This is a genomic window from Cutibacterium sp. KBN10P07758, assembly GCF_050286205.1.
GTDB lineage: Bacteria > Actinomycetota > Actinomycetes > Propionibacteriales > Propionibacteriaceae > Cutibacterium > Cutibacterium acnes.
In genome coordinates this window covers 1,729,212-1,750,264 of the sequence record NZ_JBNNQV010000001.1, presented here as the reverse complement: position 1 = coordinate 1,750,264, position 21,053 = coordinate 1,729,212, and the positions used below count along the sequence as shown (strand labels likewise).

The following is a 21,053-nucleotide window of genomic DNA, read 5'->3' as shown; positions in this document are numbered from 1 at the left end:
TGGTTGGTCGAGTCGACGCACCATAGAAGCCGTGCGGCTGTCGATAGTTATCAGGCCCAGGATTGTGCATTACGACGCCCGATTCAGACTATTCTTCTTGGGTATTCTGATTACGCTACATCTCTGATTATTGCTTTTATTAGCAGACTTTTCTTCGTTGGGTTTGGTTCAATAGCTATGTGCAATCGGTTGCACAGGGTGAGGGCTTACATACGGTGCTGGTCCCATACAACCGGATGGCAAGGCTCGTACATGATCCCTGTGTAATCTCGTGCATGGACGCTGTGCATTGAGGTGCGATCGTGCCCAGAAGGTCAGGACTCAGATTGCGAGACGGATAGGTGATTGATGCGAGAGCAGATCTTGTAAGTATTTCCGCTGGGTGTTTGTTCGGTTGCACCCCTCTGAGGTAACGATCAAATTAGCATCGAATCGACCAACAACCACTTGGGGTACCGTTGCGACATCTACGCCGCTATGACGCCTCTACCGGATTGGCCTCGCTCCACCGACTGCTCGCTGCGCTAGGTGGATTGATGCTGTTACCGGAGTAGTCCTTCCGTGTTCGACGCCCGTTGCGCAGTTGGTGAGTCGAATCGAAACGCATTGTTGACGTCAGTGAGAAGCCCCCTCGTCGATTATCGTTCTACATGGTGGTGGATAACGTGCCTCGGCTTCGCTGGTTTCGACGACGGTGCCGATCACGAAGGTAAGGCGATCCTGATATGGTGCGTGAGTGTCTTGACGATGCGGGGCTTCTTCGCCCGCAACCATCGTGCCGGGACCGTGCTCGCTGCGGGTGGATCATAATGATCACTCCGCCACAGCAATGACCATGAAGGGATACCCCATGACGGAAACGAACAACCTCGGGTTCATCGAAAACCTCGCCGCCCAGATTGATTACTCTGACGGGTCAACTGTTTCCAAAACTGTCATGCGAGCCGAGGGGGTGAACATCGTCCTGTTCTCCTTTGCTGCCGGAGAGGAGCTGTCGGAGCACACTGCCGCGATGCCCGTCATCGTCGAGGCTCTTGAAGGTCAGCTCGAAATCACTGCCGAGGGGCGCACCGTGACTCTGAACCCTGGGGGCATAGTGCACTTCACAACACGCCTGCCCCACGCGGTCAGGGCAGTTGAGGCCTCGAAAATGGCCCTGTACATGATCACCGCGTGACTTTGGGCAGACCAGCTTGTTGAAGCCCTCCTGAGTCGGGATACTGGCTCCGATGAATACTCTCCAGTCTGGCGTCCTCGTTGTTGACAAACCTGCCGGCGTCACGTCTCACCAGGTGGTTGGGCGGGTGCGGCGCCTCATGGGTACTCGCAAGGTCGGCCACGCTGGAACTCTTGACCCGATGGCCAGCGGCGTCCTCGTCGTTGGGGTCAATCGCGCGACTCGCCTGTTGGGTCACTTGTCTCTGCATGATAAGGACTACACCGCCACCGTGAGGCTAGGGGTGGGCACTGTCACCGATGACGCCGAGGGGGACGTCACTGTGACCACCGACGCTTCCGCAATCGACGACAGGGCCATTCACGCCGCTATGGTGCGTCAGACAGGAGAGATCCAACAGGTTCCCGCTGCCGTCAGCGCGATCAAGGTTAACGGCCGTCGGGCCTACGCCAAGGTGCGTGCTGGTGAGGACGTCGTCCTACGGCCGCGCGCTGTCACCGTTTCTCGGTTTGAGGCTATTGCTATTCGACGTCACGGTCAGGTAATTGACGTCGACGTCGAGGCTACGTGCTCCTCGGGAACCTACGTGCGGGCGCTGGCTCGTGACGTCGGTGCGGATCTTGGAGTCGGGGGACATCTCACCGCCCTGCGTCGTACTCGCGTCGGCCCGTTCGATCTCACCGCTGCCTGTGTAGATATTTTCGCGCAGGACGCCGTCACACCCACCCCGATGACAATGGCTGAGGCCGCTGCACTCAGTTTCCCCGTTGTTCACGTCACTGCGGACCAAGCAGCTGCTATCCGGGTGGGTCGACGTCTAAGTTTCACGGTGCCGGCGGAAGTGACCGCAATAATTGCGGAAACTGGTGAATTGTTGGCCCTATATCGTCCGGATGACGAGAAAGATGGCCAGAGTCGCGCAATATGTGTGCTGGTGTGACGACGCCGTCACACCACTTTGGATAGAGCGCGCCATGATACGCTCAACTGCATAGTCATGGTCGAAGTAATCTTTGGCGCGCCGGGCGATATTACTCACACATAGACGCGTATTTCTAGCATTGTTGTAAACATTTCATAACAATTCGTATTGTTATGAATAAGAATATTCGAATTTGCATACATAGATATAGCGTGATACCATCAAATGGTTGATTTGCGCCGATGTCGGCCCGCCATTTCGGTGATCGATGTCGCCGTGACGTGAGGCCGTGGCGTTTTGTGTCGCCTGGGTTATTTCCAAATCGTCCATACGAAAGGTGCCGTACGACGTGGATTTAGTTCGAGCATCCCACCTGTACAAGGTTTTCGGTAAAAATGAGCGACAAGTAATCGAAAGACTCAAGGCAGGGGAGTCTCGAGAAGAACTCGCCTCTCTCGGCACCGCGGCTGTCATCGACGTGAGCTTTGAGGTCGCTAAGGGGGAGACCTTCGTCGTCATGGGACTGTCGGGATCCGGAAAGTCCACCCTCATTAGGATGATTAATGGGCTGTGGTCCCCATCTGAGGGTACCGTTGAGGTTGCCGGCAAGGTCGTTTCTGACATGAATGACGCTCAGTTACGGGCGCTGCGTCGCGACCACGTCTCGATGGTTTTTCAGCACTTCGCACTACTTCCTCATCTTACTGTGCGTGAAAATGCGGCCTACGGGCTGAAGTTGCAAGGCAAGCTCAAGCAGAAGGAACGCCTTGAGAAGGCCAACGAGTGGCTGAACACTGTCGGTCTTAATGGGTGGGGAGACAAGTATCCTCATCAGCTTTCCGGTGGCATGCAGCAGCGAGTTGGTCTGGCTCGTGCACTCGCAGCCGAGACCGACATCCTGCTCATGGATGAGGCTTTTTCGGCCCTTGATCCGCTTATTCGTCGCGAAATGCAGGATCAGCTTCTCGAGCTGCAGGGCGCTCTCAGTAAGACCATCATCTTCATTACCCACGACCTCAATGAGGCCATGTACCTGGGCGATCACATCGCCGTGATGCGCAATGGTCGTGTCGCCCAGATCGGTACTTCCGATGAGATCCTTACTCAACCCGCTGACGACTACGTTGCGGACTTTGTTCAGGACGTCGACCGCAGCCGAGTGCTCACCGCGTCAGCCGTCATGCGTCCCACTGAGGCTGTTGTCTCTCGGTCGGCAGAACCTCGACGAGTTCAGCGGATCCTGGACCAGCGCGAGTGGGCTGGCGTCTTCGTTGTCGATGAGCATCGTCGTTTGCTTGGCACGGTCGGCGATCAAGAGGTCATCGAGGCTGCTCGCCGCGGAGATCGCAGTATTGCTGACGCGGTGGAAACTAGCGGCATCCTCACGGCGCGGACCGACACTCCGTTGTCCGAGCTCTTCGCTCCGACCAGCAACGCCAGGGTGCCGTTGGCCGTTGTCGACGAGGACTTCCACCTCATGGGTGTCATCTCTCGGGTGACCCTGCTCGACGCGATGTCACGAGCTCGCGACGAGGCAGGAGAGGGATCTGTCATGTCCTTGGAGAACACCGGAAAGCTTCCCATTATCAGGGATACCGGTAACCCGGTCGGTCTTCCGCCGGCTGACCAAATTGCGACGATCGAGAAGGAGGCCTGATCGCCATGGGCTTCAATTTCGCTAACCCTCGAATTCCGCTCGGTAGCTGGATCGAGACCTTCTTTGACTGGTTCCAGAACGCCTTTGACTGGCTCATCACGTTCACAAACGTTGTCATCGGTGGCATGTACCACGGTCTCAATCTGGTGCTGTCCAAACCGTTATACCTAGTCATGATGGTGGTCTTTGCCGCTATCGGTTGGGCCTGCGCCAACTGGAGAGTGGGCTTGTTTGCCCTCATCGGTTTCTATCTGGTGAGATCCATGGACCAGTGGAACAACACCATGCAAACCCTCGCTTTAGTGGTGGTTGCGGTCATCCTGGCCCTTATCCTGGCAATCCCATTGGGTATCTGGGCGGCCAAGTCGAAGCGATTCTCGGCCATCATCAAACCGATCCTCGACTTTATGCAAACGATGCCTTCTTTGGCATACCTGGTTCCGGTCATCGTGCTCTTCGGTATTGGACAGGTGCCCGGTGCCATCGCGACCATCATCTTCGCGCTGCCGCCGGGAGTGCGGTTCACCGAGCTGGGCATCCGTGGAGTCGACACTGAGACCGTTGAGGCCGGCGCCGCATTCGGTGCTAGCCCCCGTCACATCCTGTGGCGTATTCAGATGCCGCTAGCTATGCCGACGGTGATGGCCGGTGTTAACCAGGTCATCATGCTGGCCCTGTCCATGGTTGTGCTCTCGGGCATGGTCGGTGCTGGTGGCCTCGGCGGTGACGTCGTCGCAGCCCTGTCTCAAGTTGATATTGGTCTAGGCATGGAGGCTGGCTTGGCGGTGGTTATCGTCGCTGTATACCTAGACCGCATCACCAACGGACTAGCCAATCGCACTCCGCTCGCCCGGGCGCAGCGGGCGAGCTGAGTCAATGCACATGAACACGAGGAAGTACCGATGAGCAGAAGCATGGTTCAACGCAAGGTCATCGCCGTGGCATCCGCCCTGACGGTCGGGGCCCTGGCTCTATCTGGGTGTGGTGCCACTAACAGTGGAAACGGGGAATCCGGTGGCTCCGACGTCGGTTCTGACAACGTCAACACGAAGTGGGCCGATTGCACCCCTGGTCATGGGTCGAAGGACACCACTTCCATGAAGGCCGACGGCAAGAAGGACATCACCATTGGTGCCTTCAACGGTTGGGATGAGTCCTTCGCGACTGCCGGGATTATGAAGAACGTCCTGGAGAAGGACGGATACAAGGTGACGATCAAGGGCTTCGACGCTGGCCCAGGCTATGCCGGACTTGTCGCCGGGGATATCGACCTCCTTACTGACGGCTGGCTGCCGGTGACTCATGCCGATTACGTAAAGCGGTATGGCGACAAGATGGAGAACCTTGGCTGTTGGTACGACAACGCCAAATTGACTATTGCGGTCAATAAGGATTCCAAGGCCCGTACTATCGGGGACCTCAAAACCATGGGCGATGAGTACGACAATACTTTGTATGGGATTGAGGCTGGTGCTGGTTTGACCAAGGCGACCAAGGACTCGGCCATCCCGAAATATGGGTTGAAGAATCTCAACTTCAAGATTTCATCAACCCCGGCCATGCTGGCCCAACTTAAGAAATCCACCAGCGCTGGTCAGGACATCGCAGTGACCCTGTGGCGCCCGCACTGGGCCTACGGTGCCTTCCCGGTCCGCGACTTGAAGGATCCCAAGAAGGCTATGGGCAATGCTGAGGTGATCTACAGTTTCGGCCGTCCGGGCTTTGAGCAGGACTTTCCGAAGGTGGCCCAGTTGGTGCGCAATATGGCCTTTGACGACAACAAACTTTCCGATCTCGAGGACACTATGTTCTCTGCGGACAAGTACGGTGGCAAGAACCAGGAAAAGGCCGTCGAAGAATGGATCTCACGTAACAACGACTGGGTTGACAAGCTCAAGACTGGCCAACTCGCCGAGAAGTAAGTCAGACATCGATACGGGCCGCCCGTGTGGCAGCCCGTTGCCGACCACGGTATTCAGTCTCCTGGCTGTCGCTGCCCTTTACGGATTGGGTGAGGGAAGCACGCTCGGTCGGATTCGGGTTCAACCGGATTCGCACCATAGACTGCTCAACGTGTCTGTTCCCGAGGAATCGTCGACTGTAGTCATCGGAAACTTCGATGGTGTGCATCGAGGCCACCAGGCCCTGGTTCAAGAGGCTAAGAGGCTGGATCCGGACGGCTACGTCGTCGTTGTCACTTTCTGGCCCCATCCGCTGACCGTTGTGGCTCCTGATCAGGCCCCGGCCTTGCTGTGCTCGCTGGAGCGACGGATCGAGTGGCTCAAGGATGCCGGCGCCAGCGAAGTGCGCGTAGTCAATTTTACTACCGAGATTGCCAGTTGGGCTCCTGCGGCGTTTGTTGAGCGGGTGCTCGGACCCTTACAGCCCAGGCATGTGCTGGTGGGTCAGAATTTCCGCTTTGGACGTCACGCGGTAGGTACGCCGGATGCTTTGGCCGAACACGGCTGCTTCCAGGTGCACGCCATGGACCTCGTGGCTATCTCGGGGGTGACGGTATCGTCAACCCGGGTACGCGAGGTCGTCGCTGCAGGCAAGGTCACCGAGGCAGCAGAACTGCTGGGCAGGCCCTTCGAGGTTGGTGGGGTTGTCGTCATGGGTGACCAGCGTGGACGTGAACTCGGATTCCCGACGGCCAACCTCGTGGTGCCCCAGGACCGCGCTGTTCCCGCCGACGGTGTGTACGCCGGATGGTTGGAGCCCACCAGCGGTCCGGACGCTGGCCGTCGACTTCCATCGGCAATTTCGGTGGGCACCAATCCGACTTTCGATGGGGTCGAGCGTCGCGTCGAGACCTACGTCATTGATCGTGATGACCTGGAGCTGTACGGGGTGGACATCACGGTGACCTTCGCTGAGAGGCTGCGCGGCCAGATCAAGTTCGATGGGATTGAGCCATTGATCTCTCAGATGGCCGACGATGTCGAGACAGCCAAGCGAGTTTTGTCCTGAGGGGTGCGGCCTGGGCGGGTCCGGTTCTCTTGGGGCGTCAGTTGAGCCCGCTGAGCGTGGAATTTCTTTGGGGGCTTCTCCTCGGTCGGCAATATCTCATCTCGCATCAGGATTCGCGCCTAATGGGCAGAGTTGATATTCTCTCCCAGTTGCCGTCAGAACGGCCGCGGCCTTGGAAGAGTCTCCTGCAGTAAGAGCGTCGGGGACGCCGCGCAACGGACAGAAAGGGACCTACTGAGATGGATGCTGCCGAGAAAAAGAAGATCATTGAAGAGTACGCGACCCATCCTGGAGACACGGGTTCCCCCGATGTTCAGGTTGCCATCCTCACCAAGCGCATTGCCGAGCTCACTGAGCATCTTAAGGTTCATAAGGGCGATCACCATTCTCGTCGTGGCCTGATGCTTATGGTTGGTCAGCGTCGTCGGTTGCTCAATTACATCGCGAAGAATGATATTGAGCACTACCGTGAGTTGATCGCTCGTCTGGGTCTGCGCCGCTGAGCGCTCTAGATCATATGTGACGGGGTGTCCCTACGGGCGCCCCGTTCGCTATGTTCGCACGATGCGCGGGTCTCGTCTGAACCCGCGATGGTCACCGCGTGCATCGCGGCAATTCGTGGGATTGGTCGCTGATGCCGTAGACTCATAACCACACTAAGAATCACTGTAACCGTCGACTGCCTCCCCATGACACATGGGTCCTCGGTAGTGGCCACCGGGGCGCGATCCCGGCGGCTTCGATCGAAGACCGGTGTGGTCTCTAAAGGGGCGCCTTGTGGAGCGCCTGCGGGCGGTGGTCGGCCCTGCGAAAGGATATCCCTGTGGAGGGACCTGGACTCGAGTTCACCGAGGCCATTATCGATAACGGCAAGCTTGGTAAGCATGTCGTCCGTTTTGAGGCGGGACTGCTGGCTCAGCAGGCGGATGGATCCGCCGCCGTCTACCTTGATGGTGACACTATGCTGCTGTCGGCCACTACGGCCGCTAAAACTCCTCGCGATTCCATCGACTTTTTCCCGCTGACGGTCGACGTCGAGGAGCGCATGTATGCCGCCGGGCGTATCCCCGGCTCCTTTTTCCGCCGTGAGGGACGCCCGTCCGAGGGTGCCATCCTCGCCTGCCGCCTCATTGACCGCCCGCTGCGTCCGTCCTTCGTTAAGGGACTGCGCAACGAGGTCCAGGTCGTCGTCACTGTCATGGCTCTCAACCCGGCCGTTTACTACGACGTCGTCGCCATCAATGCCGCCTCGATGTCCACCCAGCTTGCTGGTCTGCCCTTCTCCGGGCCGATTGGTGGCGTCCGGATGGCTCTCATCGACGACCAGTGGGTGTGCTTCCCTTCCGTCGATCAGCGTAAGGAGTCGACCTTCGATATGGTCGTCGCTGGTCGTGTGCTAGCCGACGGCGACGTTGCCATCATGATGGTTGAGGCAGAGTCGACCCCGGCTACTTGGGGCCTCGTGCGCGGCGGGCGCACCGCTCCGACGGAGGAAGTCGTCGCTACCGGTCTGGAGGCCGCCAAGCCTTTCATCAAGGTGCTGTGTGACGCTCAGGTCGCTCTGGCTGCCAAGCTGCCTAAGGAGACCTACGACTTCCCGGTTTTCAAGGACTACGAGGATGACGTCTACGCTGCCGTCGAGGAGAAGGCTGCTGACGAGCTCTCCCGCATCGAGCAGATTGCTGCGAAGTTGGAGCGTCAGGAGGCTGAGTCCGAGCTCAAGGCCCGCATCAAGGCCGAGCTCGCTGAGACGTTCCCGGAACGCGAGGCTGAGATTTCCGGAGCGTTCAAGGCCGTCATGAAAAAGATCGTCCGCAAGCGCGTCCTTGACGAGGGCGTGCGAATCGACGGTCGTGGACCGCGTGATATCCGCTCCCTGTCGGCTGAGGTCGGCATTATTCCGCGGGTCCACGGTTCAGCCCTGTTCCAGCGCGGCGAGACCCAGATTCTGGGCGTGTCGACTCTCAACATGCTCGATATGGAGCAAAAGCTTGACACCCTCTCCCCGGAAAACACCCGGCGGTACATGCACAACTACAACATGCCGCCGTACTCCACCGGTGAAACCGGCCGTGTTGGTTCCCCGAAGCGTCGCGAGATTGGTCACGGTAACCTCGCCGAGCGGGCCCTCATTCCGGTGTTGCCGACCCGCGAGGAGTTCCCCTACGCCATCCGCGAGGTTTCCGAGGCTATTGGCTCTAATGGTTCGACCTCGATGGGGTCGGTTTGCGCCTCCACCCTCGCCTTGCTCAATGCCGGTGTGCCGCTGCGCGCCTCGGTCGCTGGAATCGCCATGGGCCTCATGAGCGAGACTGACGAGGACGGCAAGACCAAGTACCTGGCTCTCACCGACATCCTCGGTGCTGAGGACGCCCTCGGCGACATGGACTTTAAGGTGGCCGGTACTAGCGAGTTCGTCACTGCACTGCAGCTGGACACCAAGCTCGACGGGATCCCTGCCGACGTGCTCGCCGGTGCTCTCAAGCAGGCTAAGGAGGCTCGCACCGCGATCCTTGAGGTGATGAACGAGGCCATCGATTCTCCCGATGAAATGGCCCCGACTGCTCCGCGCATCATTACCGTTCACATCCCAGTGGACAAGATCGGTGAGGTCATCGGCCCCAAGGGCAAGATGATTAACCAGATTCAGGACGACACTGGCGCCAATATCTCTATTGAGGACGATGGCACGATTTTCATCGGGGCTGATAACGGAGATTCGGCCGAGTCTGCCCGTTCGATGATTAACGCGATCGCTAACCCACAGATGCCCGAGGTCGGTGAGCGTTACCTCGGCACCGTCGTCAAGACGACGAGCTTTGGCGCTTTCGTCTCTTTGCTGCCCGGCAAGGATGGTCTGTTGCACATCTCCAAGATGCGTGACCTTAACGACGGTAAACGCGTCGAGGCCGTCGAAGACGTGCTGTCGGTCGGTCAGAAGATCCAGGTGGAGATCGCCGAGGTCGATGACCGTGGCAAGCTCTCCTTGGTGCTGGCTTCCGACGAAGACGACGCTGATGAGTGAGTCGTAACTCTCACTGAGGGAGTTGACGTTTGCGGGCTGCCCCGGCATTGTGCTGGGGCAGCCCGTTCGTTGCGCATGGATTGAACATGGCCCAGGAACGTCAGCTTTGCTAGGTAGTCTGGTTCGGGCGCCAGGAGAGGTGCCGTCGTCAGGAAGGAAGGTCCAGATGATTAAGGTCGCTGTGTTCGGAGCCAAGGGACGTATGGGAACTGCGGTGTGCCAGGCCGTCGAGGAAGCTGAGGACACCGAGCTTGTTGCGGCTGTTGATAGCGGTGGCGACCGTTCCGACGCTTCGGGAGCCGACGTCATCGTCGACTTCACCACTCCGGACGCCGTTATGGATAACCTGTCATGGGCGATTTCCCATGACATTAACACTGTCGTCGGCACGACTGGGTTTGACGATGAGCGGTATCAGGTTCTGCGCGACCAGCTCGCCGACCATCCGAATATCGGCTGCTTGGTGGCCCCGAACTTTTCTATCGGCGCTGTCCTCATGATGCACTTCGCCGAGCAGGCCGCAAGGTTCTACGAGTCTGCGGAGATCGTCGAGCTGCATCACCCCAATAAGGTTGACGCGCCTTCCGGTACTGCCCGCACAACCGCGACCAAGATTGCCGCAGCGCGTCAAGAGGCCGGTTTGGGAGAGGTCCCGGACGCAACGAAGAGTCAGCTCAACGGAGCCCGTGGAGCTGTCGTTGAGGGGGTTCACGTCCATAGCGTGCGTCTACGCGGTCTCGTCGCCCACCAGGAGGTGCTATTCGGAGCTGAGGGAGAGACTCTCACGATCCGACACGATTCCATGGACCGAGTCTCCTTCATGTCGGGTGTCCTGACGGGGGTTCGCGGAGTCCTGGATCGTCCTGGTCTGACTGTTGGTATTGAAGGGTTGCTGGGACTTGAATGAGCGTCCTACGTTCTCGATGACGCCAAGCGAGCCGACTCAGGTACTTCCGCCGAGGCCACGGACCGGTTCTGACACGGTGGTGACGGTCGACCGTGACCGCCGCCGCCATCGCTTTATTAAGTGGCTGATTGCCATTGTCGTCGTTGCGTTGCTTGCGATCGCAGCAATGATTGTCGATCAGACATTTCGGGCGAGAGCTGAAAAGGACATTGCAACGACTATTGCGACGTCCGTGGGAGCCGATGCCTCGACGATTGGGGTGACGATTCACAACCGTCCTTTCCTCAAAGCGCTAGTCACTGACGAGTTGCAAGGGCTTGATGCGACCATTCCGAAGGCGACTGTGGCCAGAGACGACACCACGGTGACCTTCCATGACGTTGACGTTCATGCCAATGGAATTCGGCACGTCCGGGAGAAATCCCAGACAGTGGCCGAGACGATGTCAGCCTCTGGCCGTGTTGACTGGTCTGAGCTGTCGCGGTTGGCGGGTGCAAAAATCACCTATAACGACGACGCCGGGGAAACCGGCAGGGTGACGATCGTGCGGGAGATGTCGGTATTGGGAGCTCGGGTAGACGTCAGTATTACCGCCGTACCCGGGGTCGAGGCCACGTCTCGGCGGGTGACCTTGAGTAGTCCGTCGGCGAGCCTCGATGACATCCCAATCCCTGACGTGTTGCTCAAACCGATCCTAAAAGGGATTACCTCACGGTTTACTCTTCCTAATCTGGGAAATCTGCATTATGAATCCCTTAAAGCGACGCCACAAGGTCTCGACTTCTCTCTGGTTGGCACCGAAGTGAAACTGTCTGACCTCACGGGACGGTGATCCGCTTCGCGCGAAGAGTGAGGTGAGACTAGGACGATAAGTCGTATGCTGGTATGCGGCCGGTCGGCCGCTTGTCCCATGTCGTCAGTACTGCGGAGGTCCCTTTCATGAATGTTGCCGAACAGCTCGTCCAACAGCTCCTCGATGCGGGGGTGCGGCGGATCTACGGCATCGTCGGTGACTCCCTCAACCCGGTCGTCGATGCGGTTCGTAAGACGGGCGGCTCCGTCAAAGGCGGCATTGATTGGGTGCACGTCCGTCACGAGGAGGCCGCGGCCTTCGCAGCCGCTGCAGAGGCGACCTTGACAGGTGAGCTCGCGGTATGTGCGGGCTCCTGCGGGCCGGGCAACCTGCACCTCATCAATGGTCTGTTCGATGCCTACCGTTCCCAAGTCCCGGTGTTGGCTATCGCATCTCACGTTCCTAGCGTCCAGATCGGCATGAGCTACTTCCAGGAGACTCACCCGGACCGTCTGTTTGTGGAGTGCTCCGACTACTGTGAGCTGGTTTCTACCCCGGAGCAGGCTCCGCGCGTCATGAATTCGGCCATCCGCCATGCCGTTGCTGGTAGCACCGTCTCCGTTATCACCCTTCCCGGCGATATTTCCGACAAGAAGGCTGCAGCGCCTTCCCCGGTTTTCATCCCGAGTCGTCGGCCGACTATCGAGCCGAACCCGGAGGACGTCCGTCAACTGGTCAAGCTGCTTAACGACGTCAGGAAAGTCGCCATCTTTGCCGGCGCGGGTGTCGAGGGCGCTCACGATGAGGTCCTTGCTCTGGCCGACAAGCTCAAGGCCCCTATCGGCCACTCCCTGCGTGGTAAGGACTTCATCCAATACGACAACCCCTTTGACGTCGGTATGACCGGCTTGCTGGGCTACGGTGCTGCTGCCGAGGGCATGAATGACGCCGATGTTCTCATCCTGCTAGGAACCGATTTCCCCTACAACCAGTTCCTCCCTGATACCCTCACTGTCCAGGTTGAGAACCGTCCAGAGAAGCTAGGACGTCGTACTGACGTGTCCTTCCCGATCCATGCCGATGTTAAAGCCCTTTGCGACGCCGTCACCCCGCTGCTGAAACAGCATGATGACAAATTCCTTAAGGCCGCAGTTAAGCGCCACGCCAAGATTATGAAGGCCCCGGTCGGCTCGTACACTCGCAATGTCGAGCACATGAAGCCGATCCACCCCGAGTACGTCGCGCACGTCCTCAATGAAGTAGCTGACCGTGATGCCATCTTCACTGCCGATACTGGTATGTGCAATGTGTGGACGGCTCGTTATATCGATCCCCTTGGCACCCGCCGTCTTATCGGATCCTTCCTGCATGGATCGATGGCCAATGCCCTGCCGCACGCCATTGGCGCCCAGGCTTCCCACCCCGGGCGTCAGGTTATTTCGGTGTCCGGTGACGGCGGCCTCTCGATGCTCCTTGGAGAGCTCGTGACAGCGCGTATGCTCAACTTGCCGATCAAGGTGGTTGCCTTCAATAACTCCACTCTCGGCATGGTCAAACTGGAGATGCTCGTGAATGGGTTACCTGACTTCGGTACCGACGTCCACGACGTCGACTATGCAGGTCTCGCCAAAGCGATTGGGTTTCACGCCGAGCGGGTTGATGACCCACGCAACATTCGCCGTGCCCTAACGGATGCTATGGATTTTGACGGTCCAGCCCTAGTCGAGGTGATCACTGACCCCAACGCCTTGTCCCTGCCGCCTGAGATCAAGGGCGAGCAGATGATCGGGTTTGCCACCGCCATGAGCAAGATTGTGCTCAATCGTGGTGCTGGTGAGGCGGTGTCGATGGCCACGTCCAATATGAGGAACATTCCCCGCTTCTGACCGTCGCGACTCGGTGGGGCCGTCACCGCAAGGTGGCGGCTCCTCGTCGATTCATGGGACGTGATCCGGGAGACGTATCGGCCCAGCTGAATCACATGTGTGGCTCCGAGCGCCTTTGCCGTCGTGGGAGGATTCATTACCTTCGTCGTCGAGGAGGGACTCGATATTGTCGGCGATAGTTCCCGGGATGACGGATTGCTGGGTAGTCAGGACAAGGCGTCCTGCCCGGTTGGTCTGGGAGGACATCCATAAGCCCCGCCAGAAGATGTCGCCGTTGGCGCGACTTTAGCAATGCCAATACTGCCTAGCGGCGATACTTTTGTTGTTGGCATGCCCAATCCACCCCAATAAAGACCTTACTGTCACCAGGCCGATCTGTGGCGAGCTCGAGCATGGCGGGTACTAGTACTGTCGTCGTCTACCGATAACCTGGACGATGTGGCTGAGACTGGACTGATGACACCCCCGGACCTGCAACCGGACGTTTTGCGCATCATCCCCCTCGGAGGCTTGGGGGATGTTGGGCGCAACATGTCGTGCTATGAAATCAACGGGGAGATGCTCGTCATTGACTGCGGGGTGCTCTTCCCAGAGGACGACCATCCCGGGGTTGATCTACTGCTTCCCGGGCTGGACTACCTCGACGAGGAGAAGCTGGCCAAGGTGAAGGCTCTGGTGCTCACACATGGCCACGAGGATCATATTGGTGCGGTGCCGTACCTGCTTAAACGTCGCCCCGATATCCCGATCTACGGCTCTAAGCTGACCCTGGCGCTGGTCGAGGCGAAACTGCGTGAACACCGCATTAAGGGCTACAAACTCAATGTTGTTCACGAGGGCGATGTCGCTGAGGTTGGCGAGCAGTTTGACCTGGAATTTATCGCCGTTAACCACTCCATTCCTGACGCTCTGGCAGTGTGTGTGCGCACCGATGCCGGAACTCTCATTAACACCGGCGACTTCAAGATGGACCAGCTTCCGCTAGACGGACGCATCACCGATCTGCGTGCCTTCGCGCGACTCGGTGAGGAGGGGGTCGATCTGTTCATGGTTGACTCCACGAATGCCGAGGTTCCGGGGTTCGTGAAGTCCGAGACTGAGATCGAGCCTGCTATCGAGAGGGCCTTCGAGAAGGCGAAAAAGAAGCTTATTGTGGCTTGCTTCGCCTCCCATGTGCATCGCGTCCAGCAAGTGCTCAATATGGCCGTGCGTCATCACCGCAAGGTTTGCTACGTCGGTCGTTCAATGGTCCGCAATATGGCTGTTGCTCAGGACCTGGGCTACCTCGACGTGCCGGAGAACACCGTCATCGAGCTGCGCGACCTCGACCACTACCGAGATAACGAGGTCGTCATCATCTCCACTGGGTCCCAAGGTGAGCCACTTTCGGCCCTAGCAAGGATCGCCAACCGAGAGCACCGAGACATCGAGGTGGGGGAGGGAGATACCGTTTTGCTGGCATCCTCTCTCATCCCGGGTAATGAGAATGCCGTCTATCGAGTGATTAATGGCCTGACGAAGCTTGGCGCCGCCGTGGTACATAAGGGCAACGCTTTGGTCCACGTTTCCGGCCATGCCGCAGCCGGAGAGCTGCTGTACGCGTATAACATCGTGCGGCCACGCGCTGTGATGCCGATTCATGGTGAGGTGCGTCATCTTGTCGCTAATGCCGATCTGGCCAAAGCAACCGGTGTCGATGAGAACAACGTGGTGCTTGTCGAGGACGGCGGGGTTATTGACCTTGTTGACGGAGTACCGCGAGTTGTTGGCAAGGTCGATGCCTCGTACATCCTTGTTGACGGATCTGGGGTGGGGGAGCTTACCGAGGACACGCTCACTGATCGCCGTATCCTCGGTGAGGAGGGATTCTTGTCAGTCGTCACCGTGGTCGACACCCGCTCGGCGTCAGTGGTGTCTCGCCCGGCGATCCAGGCGCGTGGTTTTGCCGAGGGCGACTCGGTCTTCGCGGAGATCACCGACCAGATCGTCACTGAGCTAGAGAAGGCGATGGCCGGTGGTATGGACGATACCCACCGGTTGCAACAGGTGGTTCGTCGGACCATTGGTCGGTGGGTATCGCGGTCTCTGCGGCGTCGACCTATGATCGTGCCTGTCGTCGTCAAAATCTGAGGCGTGGTCGCCGGCTCCCCGAATCCGATTTGGGTTCTGGCTGCTTCAACGTATAGTCTTGTCCAGTTCCTGAAGGAACCCCCGAACCCAACGATTGCGTCGGGTGCATCTTGCACCCGGCCCTGAACAGGAGATCTCCCAGTGGCTGCTGTGTGTGACATCTGCGCTAAGCGCCCCGGTTTCGGACACAACGTCCCCTGGTCGAAGAAGAAGACCAATCGCCGGTGGAGCCCGAACATTCAGCGCGTCCGTGTCGTCGAGAACGGCACGCATAAGCGCATGAACGTGTGCACTTCGTGCCTCAAGGCTGGTCGAGTCAGCCGCTGAGCGCCGCGTTTGACGATGGAACCCGCCGTAAGGCGGGTTCTTTGTCGTTATGGGTCGATACGGTGACGATGTGAATGCAGTGACCAGGTGGCGTACCCGCACCCAGAAGGAGCTTCATCGTCCCTTAGCGGAGGCGGTGGGAGCCAAGACGGCCAAGGCCTTCTCTGCGCTGCATGTTGGCACGGTGGGAGAGGCCCTCGGTCATCTTCCGCGTCGCTACCTTACCGGCACCGAAACCACCGACTTGTCCCACTTAGTCATTGACACTGAAGTCGCCTTGGTGGCCGATGTTGTCGGCGTCGAGGTTCACACCAACAAGACTGTCACTGGCAGGGAGAGACGCCCGCGTCAACGTCTGGAAGTCATGCTTTCTGACGGTAAAGCGCGCCTGCCCGTTACGTTCTTCGGCAAACCCCACATCGTTTCCTACTGGCAACGCATTTTTTCGGCCCATACTCACGGCATCTTTGTCGGCAAGGTGGGGGAGTTCCGCGGGAACCCGCAGCTCGTCCACCCCGACTTCGTCATGATTGACCGCAACGGGAAGGTCGTGGCAGGTCGCGAGGAGGGCAAGGTGATGGCTGCCCAGGTACAACGTCATGGTTTGCTGGGCCTTTACCCGCAGACGTCGAAATTGCGTACCTGGGAAATCGCCTCAGTGGAGTCGATGCTGCTCGAATCCACGCCCGAACTCGAGGACACCCTGCCTGAATGGTTACGTCAAGAAGCTGACCTACCGAGTTTATGGGAGGCTTACCACGCCATCCATTACCCGCATTCGGTGGCTGAGGCTGATCGCGGCGCCGAACGACTTATCTGGGAAGAGGCGATAGCCACCCAGGTGACGATGGCGGTGCGACGCCGCAGTGCAGAGCGTCATGATGCCCCGGTGTGTTCGCGTCGCGACGGCGGATTGCTGGTAGCCTTTGAGGATCGCCTGCCCTTTACCCCGACTGTCGGCCAGGACGAGGTGAGTCGGGTGATTGACGCCGACCTCTCGGCAGATCGTCCCATGCACCGATTATTGCAAGGAGAAGTTGGCTCGGGGAAAACCTTCGTTGCGCTGCGAGCGATGTTGCAGGTTGTTGACGCTGGGCACCAGGCTGTCCTGCTGGCGCCGACCGAAGTCCTTGCTCAGCAGCATTACCGAACCATTATCAATATGTTGGGCGACTTGGCGTCCGGCGAGGGATTGGATGCCCCGGAGATCTCCACGGGTGTGGCGCTACTGACCGGCTCGATGAAGGCTGCGGGCACCCGGGCGGCACTGGCTGATATTGCCTCAGGAGCCGCTGGAATTATCGTCGGCACCCATTCCCTGCTGTCGGGCCGAGTGATTTACAACGACATTGGATTAGTCGTCGTCGATGAGCAGCATCGCTTCGGCGTTGAGCAACGCAGTGTTCTCACTACTGGGGAGGGCGCACGCCCCCACGAACTCGTTCTCACCGCGACCCCGATTCCGCGAACGGTGGCGATGACGGTCTTCGGTGACCTCGAGGTCTCGAGCTTGAGAGAATTACCGACTGGACGTGCCGACGTTCAGACCACGGTCGTCGACCTGCCCGCCCACGGATCCTGGCTCACCCGCGCCTGGCGGCGGATCCGGGAGGAATGTGATGCCGGACATCAGGTGTTTGTGGTCTGCCCTCGCATCAATTCCGACGACGCTGACGACGTCGAAGGTGGGCGCCCTCCCGCAGCTGCCGTCGAAGAGCTCGCTCCTCAACTGGCGACGGGACCTCTCGCCGGATTAAGAGTTGAGGCCCTGCACTCCCGGCTAGATTCGTCCGAGAAAGACCTCGTTATGGACAGGTTTATCAAGGGTGAGTCGCAGGTGCTTATCTCCACAACGGTGATTGAGGTCGGCGTCGACGTCCCCAATGCCACCATGATGGTCATCATGGACGCCGACCGGTTTGGCGTCTCGCAGCTGCACCAGTTGCGCGGTCGGATCGGACGAGGCAACTTGCCGGGGCTCTGCCTGCTGGTGACGACGGCGCCGCCCGGATCGGTGGCGCGCGAGCGTTTGGACGCCGTGGCCGCGTCCCGTGATGGATTTGAACTAGCCGAACTTGACCTAGCTCAGCGTCATGAAGGCAATGTGCTGGGATCCTCTCAAGCCGGTTATTCGTCTCCGCTACGCCTGTTGCGGGTGCTCGACCACGCTGAGATTGTGACAGCATCGAAAGACCTGGCCGAACGGTGGGTGGCCGAAGCTCCCGGTGATCCGAGACTCCTTGACGTCGTGACCGCCACCGAGATGCTCGCTGAGGGTAACCTCATGGAACAGGGTTGAGCCGGCCCCCGTTAAAGAAGACTGAGCCGACTCTCCGCGCCGTCGGCTATGAAGCTTCATGAAGGCCCGAACCGCGAGAGCGATCCGGGCCTACTGAACTAGTCTCAGTTACCTTTCGGCTCCGGCCCGAAGGCAAAGGTGCGTCCGGTGATCTGATCAGCCTCGACACGAACGTAATTGCGCTTAACAGTGGGAACCCAGGGGAGTAGCGGCATCTTGTCGCACAGGGCAAGCTCGGCGTCGTCAGTGATGATTTCGGCCTTGCCACGCAAAACGACCGACCAGCCGGCCTCCTCGGTCCAGCCGTCCGCCTCGAAGGCGACGCGGTTGTTCGTGACTATGTCCTCCAGTTTGCTACCAGCAGCAGTGCGGAAGACGATGCTCTGTCCGTCAACGACGTAGTTGACGGGGAATACCTCGGGCTGGTCATTGACACTGGTGGCCAGGCGACCGACCTCAGCGGTATCCAGGTAGCCCCAGCAGCTATCCTCCGGGACCTCGGTGATCGGGTTCTCCTCATTGATCATGGGCCTATTCTTCCGGAATGCGGCGCACTTCGGGAGTCGACTGGCACAAAGTTACCGAGGTTCTTCACCTCGGAATACCACATGACCCCTGCACGTGGCTGGAGAAATGGGAACCTGGTACCGCTAGCCTGGAGCAGTGAGCAGGATTATTGCGGGACGTGCCGGCGGGCAACGTCTGACTACCCCGCCGGGACGACTGACCCGTCCGACGACCGACCGGGTACGCGAGGCTGTGTTCTCCGCTTTGGCGGCATGGAACGGGACCGCTAATGAGGTTCCCGAGGTCCAATTGGCCGGTCAGGCATTCTGCGATCTGTTCGCTGGTTCAGGTGCCGTGGCCTTAGAGGCTGCCAGTAGGGGGGCCACAACGGTGGTTGCCGTCGACCGCGATCGCTGCGCCTGCAATGTCATGAAAGATAATTCTCGGACAACCCGGTTGAGGATCGAGGTGTCGTCCCAGACGGTGACGGCTTTCCTCGCCCAGAACCACCGCGTCTTTGACGTCGTTTGGTTCGATCCGCCCTACGACCTCGCCGCCGACGACATGGATAGCCTCATCTTGACAGCGTGCGACGGGGCCCTCGCCCACAACGGTCTGCTCGTAGTCGAGAGATCACGGAGAAGTCGGGATCCCCGTTTTCCGGATGGATACGAGTCGTGGAATTCTCGCTACGGTGAGACAGTTGTCTATTACGCCCAACGTACCGGTGAGCCGGAGGTAGATACGGGCAGGGAGCAGCAGTGAAAGCAGTCTTCTCAGGGTCATTCGACCCCATCACCCTCGGTCACGTTGACATCGTGGCCCGAGCGGCCGAACTCGTCGACGAGGTCGTCGTCGGAGTGGCCATGAACTCCGCGAAGAACGGCATCTTCTCCATGGATGAGCGGGTGGCCTTCGTTAAGGATGCTGTCGCTGATATTCCCGGTGTCGAGGTGGCGCTCGTTGACGGACTGCTGGTCGACTTCTGTACCGAAATGGGAGCTGACGCGATCATCCGCGGGTTGCGATTTGGTGGCGACTTCGACTACGAACTCCAGATGGCTCACCTCAATAAGGCTATGAGCGGTATTGAAACGATTTTGCTCCCGGCCGGCCGTGAATTCGGCACGATCAGCTCCTCGATGATTCGCTCTGCTGCTTGTAATGGCGGCAATGTATCCGAATTTGTGCCGGAAATGGTTAATGCCGCGTTGCATGAAAGATTCCCGCATTAGTAGATGCTGGAGAATCCTGCTCACGCTATTCCGCTTTGGGGGTTATGGCAGAATTATCACCGTCCCAATTGCTCCACCCTCGACGGATTTTCGGAAAGCGTTGGTGACATCGGCTGCCGATCCCTTGGGAATAGGATCGCGGGAGAGGATTCCGCTCGTCAAGGTGAAGGATACCCGCTCGGAAATATGATTAATGCTTGTGCGCACGAGGTTTATTTGGGACAGTGCCTTGTTCGGCCGGGCATCGTTGAAATCGGCTAAGGTCAACTCCTCCAAGGGGGTGAAAGGCGTCGGGATGAATGGTCATGGACACGTCGTGTGAAATAGGGGGTGGTGGTAGGTGTCAGCGGTGAGACATCGCGTGATGCATGACATGAACCCATTGGTCAGGATGGTCCGGCGCTCCTGGTAACGCCAAGGGGTATTCCCAGACGTCGACACCGCCGAAATTTGGGTAACGTTGGCACAGCGTGGAAATGGTGTCTGACACAGTGGCTATGTCGACGAAACCCTGTGCGGCGTCTGGACTGCCGGCCATCCCAGTGACGATCTTATTCACCGGGATGATGCTGTGCTCGACAATGGAGACGTAGTCGTCAGGGCTCGCAAGGGAGCCGAAACCTGAGTAGAACTGCGCGTTGTAGAAGTCGATGTCGTCCCCACGCAGCTGGTGGAGTTCTTGATAGTCAAAGCCAGACAGGTTGGCACCACCATGAAGGGCCGAGGCAACAGGAGCAAGAACGATCTCGAAGTCCTCGTCGAAGTCTAAGCGAAACCTTTCGATGAGGGTGCACACACCGGGCAAGGACATCTCTTGCTCGACGTCGATGTCGATGCCGTCGAAATGGCGTTGCGTCAGGAAATCCCGTAGCCCTGGGTAGTAGATCGACAATGATTCGCCGTCGAGTTTGCACATCGTGCCCGGGGCCCAGCCGCCGACCATGGCGAGGACGCGGACACCGCGCGATCTCACCGCATCGAGCTGGTCCCACAACTGGGTGTGGTAGTCGTCGTCAACCGGATGATCATTGAGAATGACGGTGCCGTCGTCGGCAATGTGCAAGGCCGCGACGATGAGGTGGGTGAGTGGGGCGCTCGCTCCCAGGGGGGACAGATCGACGAAGGTGTCGCCGTGCCCATGGGTCTGGTGGTAGGCCACGATCCGGTGATCGGTTGGCATCAGAACCTCTGGTTGTGGGGAGAGTGGGACGATGCCCG

21 protein-coding genes are annotated in these 21,053 nt (G+C 58.9%); 18 read left to right on the top strand and 3 right to left on the bottom strand.

Features of this window, described 5'->3' with window-relative positions:
- Positions 1-561: 561 nt before the first annotated feature.
- From ACOYO3_RS08690 to ACOYO3_RS08615, 16 genes are all read left to right on the top strand, one after another.
- A complete protein-coding gene (locus ACOYO3_RS08690) occupies positions 562-810 on the top strand; it encodes a hypothetical protein (protein WP_002518434.1) in 249 nt (82 codons plus the stop codon).
- A 19-nt stretch (positions 811-829) separates the two neighbouring features.
- Entirely contained in the window at positions 830-1,177 is a 348-nt protein-coding gene (locus ACOYO3_RS08685; protein ID WP_002519306.1) for a cupin domain-containing protein, read from the top strand.
- A gap of 52 nt (positions 1,178-1,229) precedes the next feature.
- Complete coding sequence (gene truB / locus ACOYO3_RS08680) at positions 1,230-2,117, top strand: tRNA pseudouridine(55) synthase TruB (RefSeq protein ID WP_002518429.1); 888 nt, start codon at positions 1,230-1,232, stop codon at positions 2,115-2,117.
- Positions 2,118-2,436: 319 nt separating this feature from the next.
- Complete coding sequence (locus ACOYO3_RS08675; protein WP_002524773.1) at positions 2,437-3,756, top strand: quaternary amine ABC transporter ATP-binding protein; 1,320 nt, start codon at positions 2,437-2,439, stop codon at positions 3,754-3,756.
- A 5-nt stretch (positions 3,757-3,761) separates the two neighbouring features.
- Positions 3,762-4,628, top strand: a complete 867-nt coding sequence (locus ACOYO3_RS08670; RefSeq protein ID WP_002516879.1) for an ABC transporter permease — start codon at positions 3,762-3,764, stop codon at positions 4,626-4,628.
- Positions 4,629-4,670: 42 nt separating this feature from the next.
- Complete coding sequence (locus ACOYO3_RS08665) at positions 4,671-5,678, top strand: glycine betaine ABC transporter substrate-binding protein (protein WP_002518361.1); 1,008 nt, start codon at positions 4,671-4,673, stop codon at positions 5,676-5,678.
- A 37-nt stretch (positions 5,679-5,715) separates the two neighbouring features.
- Positions 5,716-6,726 carry a bifunctional riboflavin kinase/FAD synthetase gene (locus ACOYO3_RS08660; protein ID WP_002519309.1) on the top strand — a complete coding sequence of 337 codons (1,011 nt, stop codon included), beginning with the start codon at positions 5,716-5,718 and terminating at the stop codon, positions 6,724-6,726.
- Positions 6,727-6,965: 239 nt separating this feature from the next.
- A complete protein-coding gene (gene rpsO / locus ACOYO3_RS08655) occupies positions 6,966-7,229 on the top strand; it encodes a 30S ribosomal protein S15 (protein WP_002514283.1) in 264 nt (87 codons plus the stop codon).
- 320 nt (positions 7,230-7,549) lie between these two features.
- A complete protein-coding gene (locus ACOYO3_RS08650; RefSeq protein WP_002516891.1) occupies positions 7,550-9,751 on the top strand; it encodes a polyribonucleotide nucleotidyltransferase in 2,202 nt (733 codons plus the stop codon).
- A 166-nt stretch (positions 9,752-9,917) separates the two neighbouring features.
- The gene (gene dapB, locus ACOYO3_RS08645) at positions 9,918-10,658 is read left to right on the top strand and encodes a 4-hydroxy-tetrahydrodipicolinate reductase (RefSeq protein ID WP_002516882.1); all 741 of its coding nucleotides are present in this window, start codon (positions 9,918-9,920) and stop codon (positions 10,656-10,658) included.
- 16 nt (positions 10,659-10,674) lie between these two features.
- Positions 10,675-11,490 (top strand): LmeA family phospholipid-binding protein, encoded by an 816-nt coding sequence (locus ACOYO3_RS08640; protein ID WP_002524771.1) that lies wholly within the window; start codon positions 10,675-10,677, stop codon positions 11,488-11,490.
- Positions 11,491-11,543: 53 nt separating this feature from the next.
- Positions 11,544-13,337 carry a pyruvate dehydrogenase gene (locus tag ACOYO3_RS08635; protein WP_002519311.1) on the top strand — a complete coding sequence of 598 codons (1,794 nt, stop codon included), beginning with the start codon at positions 11,544-11,546 and terminating at the stop codon, positions 13,335-13,337.
- Between the two features lie 99 nt (positions 13,338-13,436).
- Positions 13,437-13,589, top strand: coding sequence for a hypothetical protein (locus ACOYO3_RS08630; protein WP_002520224.1), 153 nt, complete (start codon positions 13,437-13,439; stop codon positions 13,587-13,589).
- Between the two features lie 204 nt (positions 13,590-13,793).
- Entirely contained in the window at positions 13,794-15,467 is a 1,674-nt protein-coding gene (locus ACOYO3_RS08625) for a ribonuclease J (protein WP_427305926.1), read from the top strand.
- Positions 15,468-15,608: 141 nt separating this feature from the next.
- Positions 15,609-15,794, top strand: coding sequence for a 50S ribosomal protein L28 (gene rpmB, locus ACOYO3_RS08620; protein WP_002514277.1), 186 nt, complete (start codon positions 15,609-15,611; stop codon positions 15,792-15,794).
- A 49-nt stretch (positions 15,795-15,843) separates the two neighbouring features.
- Positions 15,844-18,093 carry an ATP-dependent DNA helicase RecG gene (locus ACOYO3_RS08615; protein ID WP_002524770.1) on the top strand — a complete coding sequence of 750 codons (2,250 nt, stop codon included), beginning with the start codon at positions 15,844-15,846 and terminating at the stop codon, positions 18,091-18,093.
- A gap of 104 nt (positions 18,094-18,197) precedes the next feature.
- On the opposite strand, the gene ACOYO3_RS08610 is transcribed toward ACOYO3_RS08615, so the two are convergent.
- Positions 18,198-18,620, bottom strand: a complete 423-nt coding sequence (locus ACOYO3_RS08610; RefSeq protein WP_002514275.1) for a pyridoxamine 5'-phosphate oxidase family protein — start codon at positions 18,618-18,620, stop codon at positions 18,198-18,200.
- A 136-nt stretch (positions 18,621-18,756) separates the two neighbouring features.
- Here ACOYO3_RS08610 and ACOYO3_RS08605 point away from each other — a divergent pair, with 136 nt between their 5' ends.
- On the top strand, positions 18,757-19,365 hold the full coding sequence (locus ACOYO3_RS08605; protein WP_002518452.1) for an RsmD family RNA methyltransferase: 609 nt from the start codon (positions 18,757-18,759) through the stop codon (positions 19,363-19,365).
- A complete protein-coding gene (gene coaD / locus ACOYO3_RS08600) occupies positions 19,362-19,835 on the top strand; it encodes a pantetheine-phosphate adenylyltransferase (RefSeq protein ID WP_002524767.1) in 474 nt (157 codons plus the stop codon). Before ACOYO3_RS08605 ends, coaD begins: the two co-directional genes overlap by 4 nt.
- A 42-nt stretch (positions 19,836-19,877) precedes the next feature.
- On the opposite strand, the gene ACOYO3_RS08595 is transcribed toward coaD, so the two are convergent.
- Both ACOYO3_RS08595 and ACOYO3_RS08590 read right to left on the bottom strand, forming a co-directional pair.
- Entirely contained in the window at positions 19,878-20,111 is a 234-nt protein-coding gene (locus ACOYO3_RS08595) for a hypothetical protein (protein WP_002518369.1), read from the bottom strand.
- A 67-nt stretch (positions 20,112-20,178) separates the two neighbouring features.
- Positions 20,179-21,015 carry a glycosyl hydrolase family 18 protein gene (locus ACOYO3_RS08590; RefSeq protein WP_002518462.1) on the bottom strand — a complete coding sequence of 279 codons (837 nt, stop codon included), beginning with the start codon at positions 21,013-21,015 and terminating at the stop codon, positions 20,179-20,181.
- Positions 21,016-21,053 lie beyond the last annotated feature (38 nt).

Bases quoted from the DNA above. Each gene is read 5' to 3' on its own strand.
- ACOYO3_RS08665 (WP_002518361.1), top strand. From the start codon at position 4,671: ATGGTTCAACGCAAGGTCATCGCCGTGGCATCCGCCCTGACGGTCGGG.
- ACOYO3_RS08610 (WP_002514275.1), bottom strand. From the start codon at position 18,620: ATGATCAATGAGGAGAACCCGATCACCGAGGTCCCGGAGGATAGCTGC.
- ACOYO3_RS08590 (WP_002518462.1), bottom strand. From the start codon at position 21,015: ATGCCAACCGATCACCGGATCGTGGCCTACCACCAGACCCATGGGCAC.
- rpsO (WP_002514283.1), top strand. From the start codon at position 6,966: ATGGATGCTGCCGAGAAAAAGAAGATCATTGAAGAGTACGCGACCCAT.
- ACOYO3_RS08670 (WP_002516879.1), top strand. From the start codon at position 3,762: ATGGGCTTCAATTTCGCTAACCCTCGAATTCCGCTCGGTAGCTGGATC.
- ACOYO3_RS08615 (WP_002524770.1), top strand. From the start codon at position 15,844: ATGGGTCGATACGGTGACGATGTGAATGCAGTGACCAGGTGGCGTACC.
- ACOYO3_RS08625 (WP_427305926.1), top strand. From the start codon at position 13,794: ATGACACCCCCGGACCTGCAACCGGACGTTTTGCGCATCATCCCCCTC.
- dapB (WP_002516882.1), top strand. From the start codon at position 9,918: ATGATTAAGGTCGCTGTGTTCGGAGCCAAGGGACGTATGGGAACTGCG.
- truB (WP_002518429.1), top strand. From the start codon at position 1,230: ATGAATACTCTCCAGTCTGGCGTCCTCGTTGTTGACAAACCTGCCGGC.
- ACOYO3_RS08640 (WP_002524771.1), top strand. From the start codon at position 10,675: ATGACGCCAAGCGAGCCGACTCAGGTACTTCCGCCGAGGCCACGGACC.
- ACOYO3_RS08685 (WP_002519306.1), top strand. From the start codon at position 830: ATGACCATGAAGGGATACCCCATGACGGAAACGAACAACCTCGGGTTC.
- ACOYO3_RS08635 (WP_002519311.1), top strand. From the start codon at position 11,544: ATGCGGCCGGTCGGCCGCTTGTCCCATGTCGTCAGTACTGCGGAGGTC.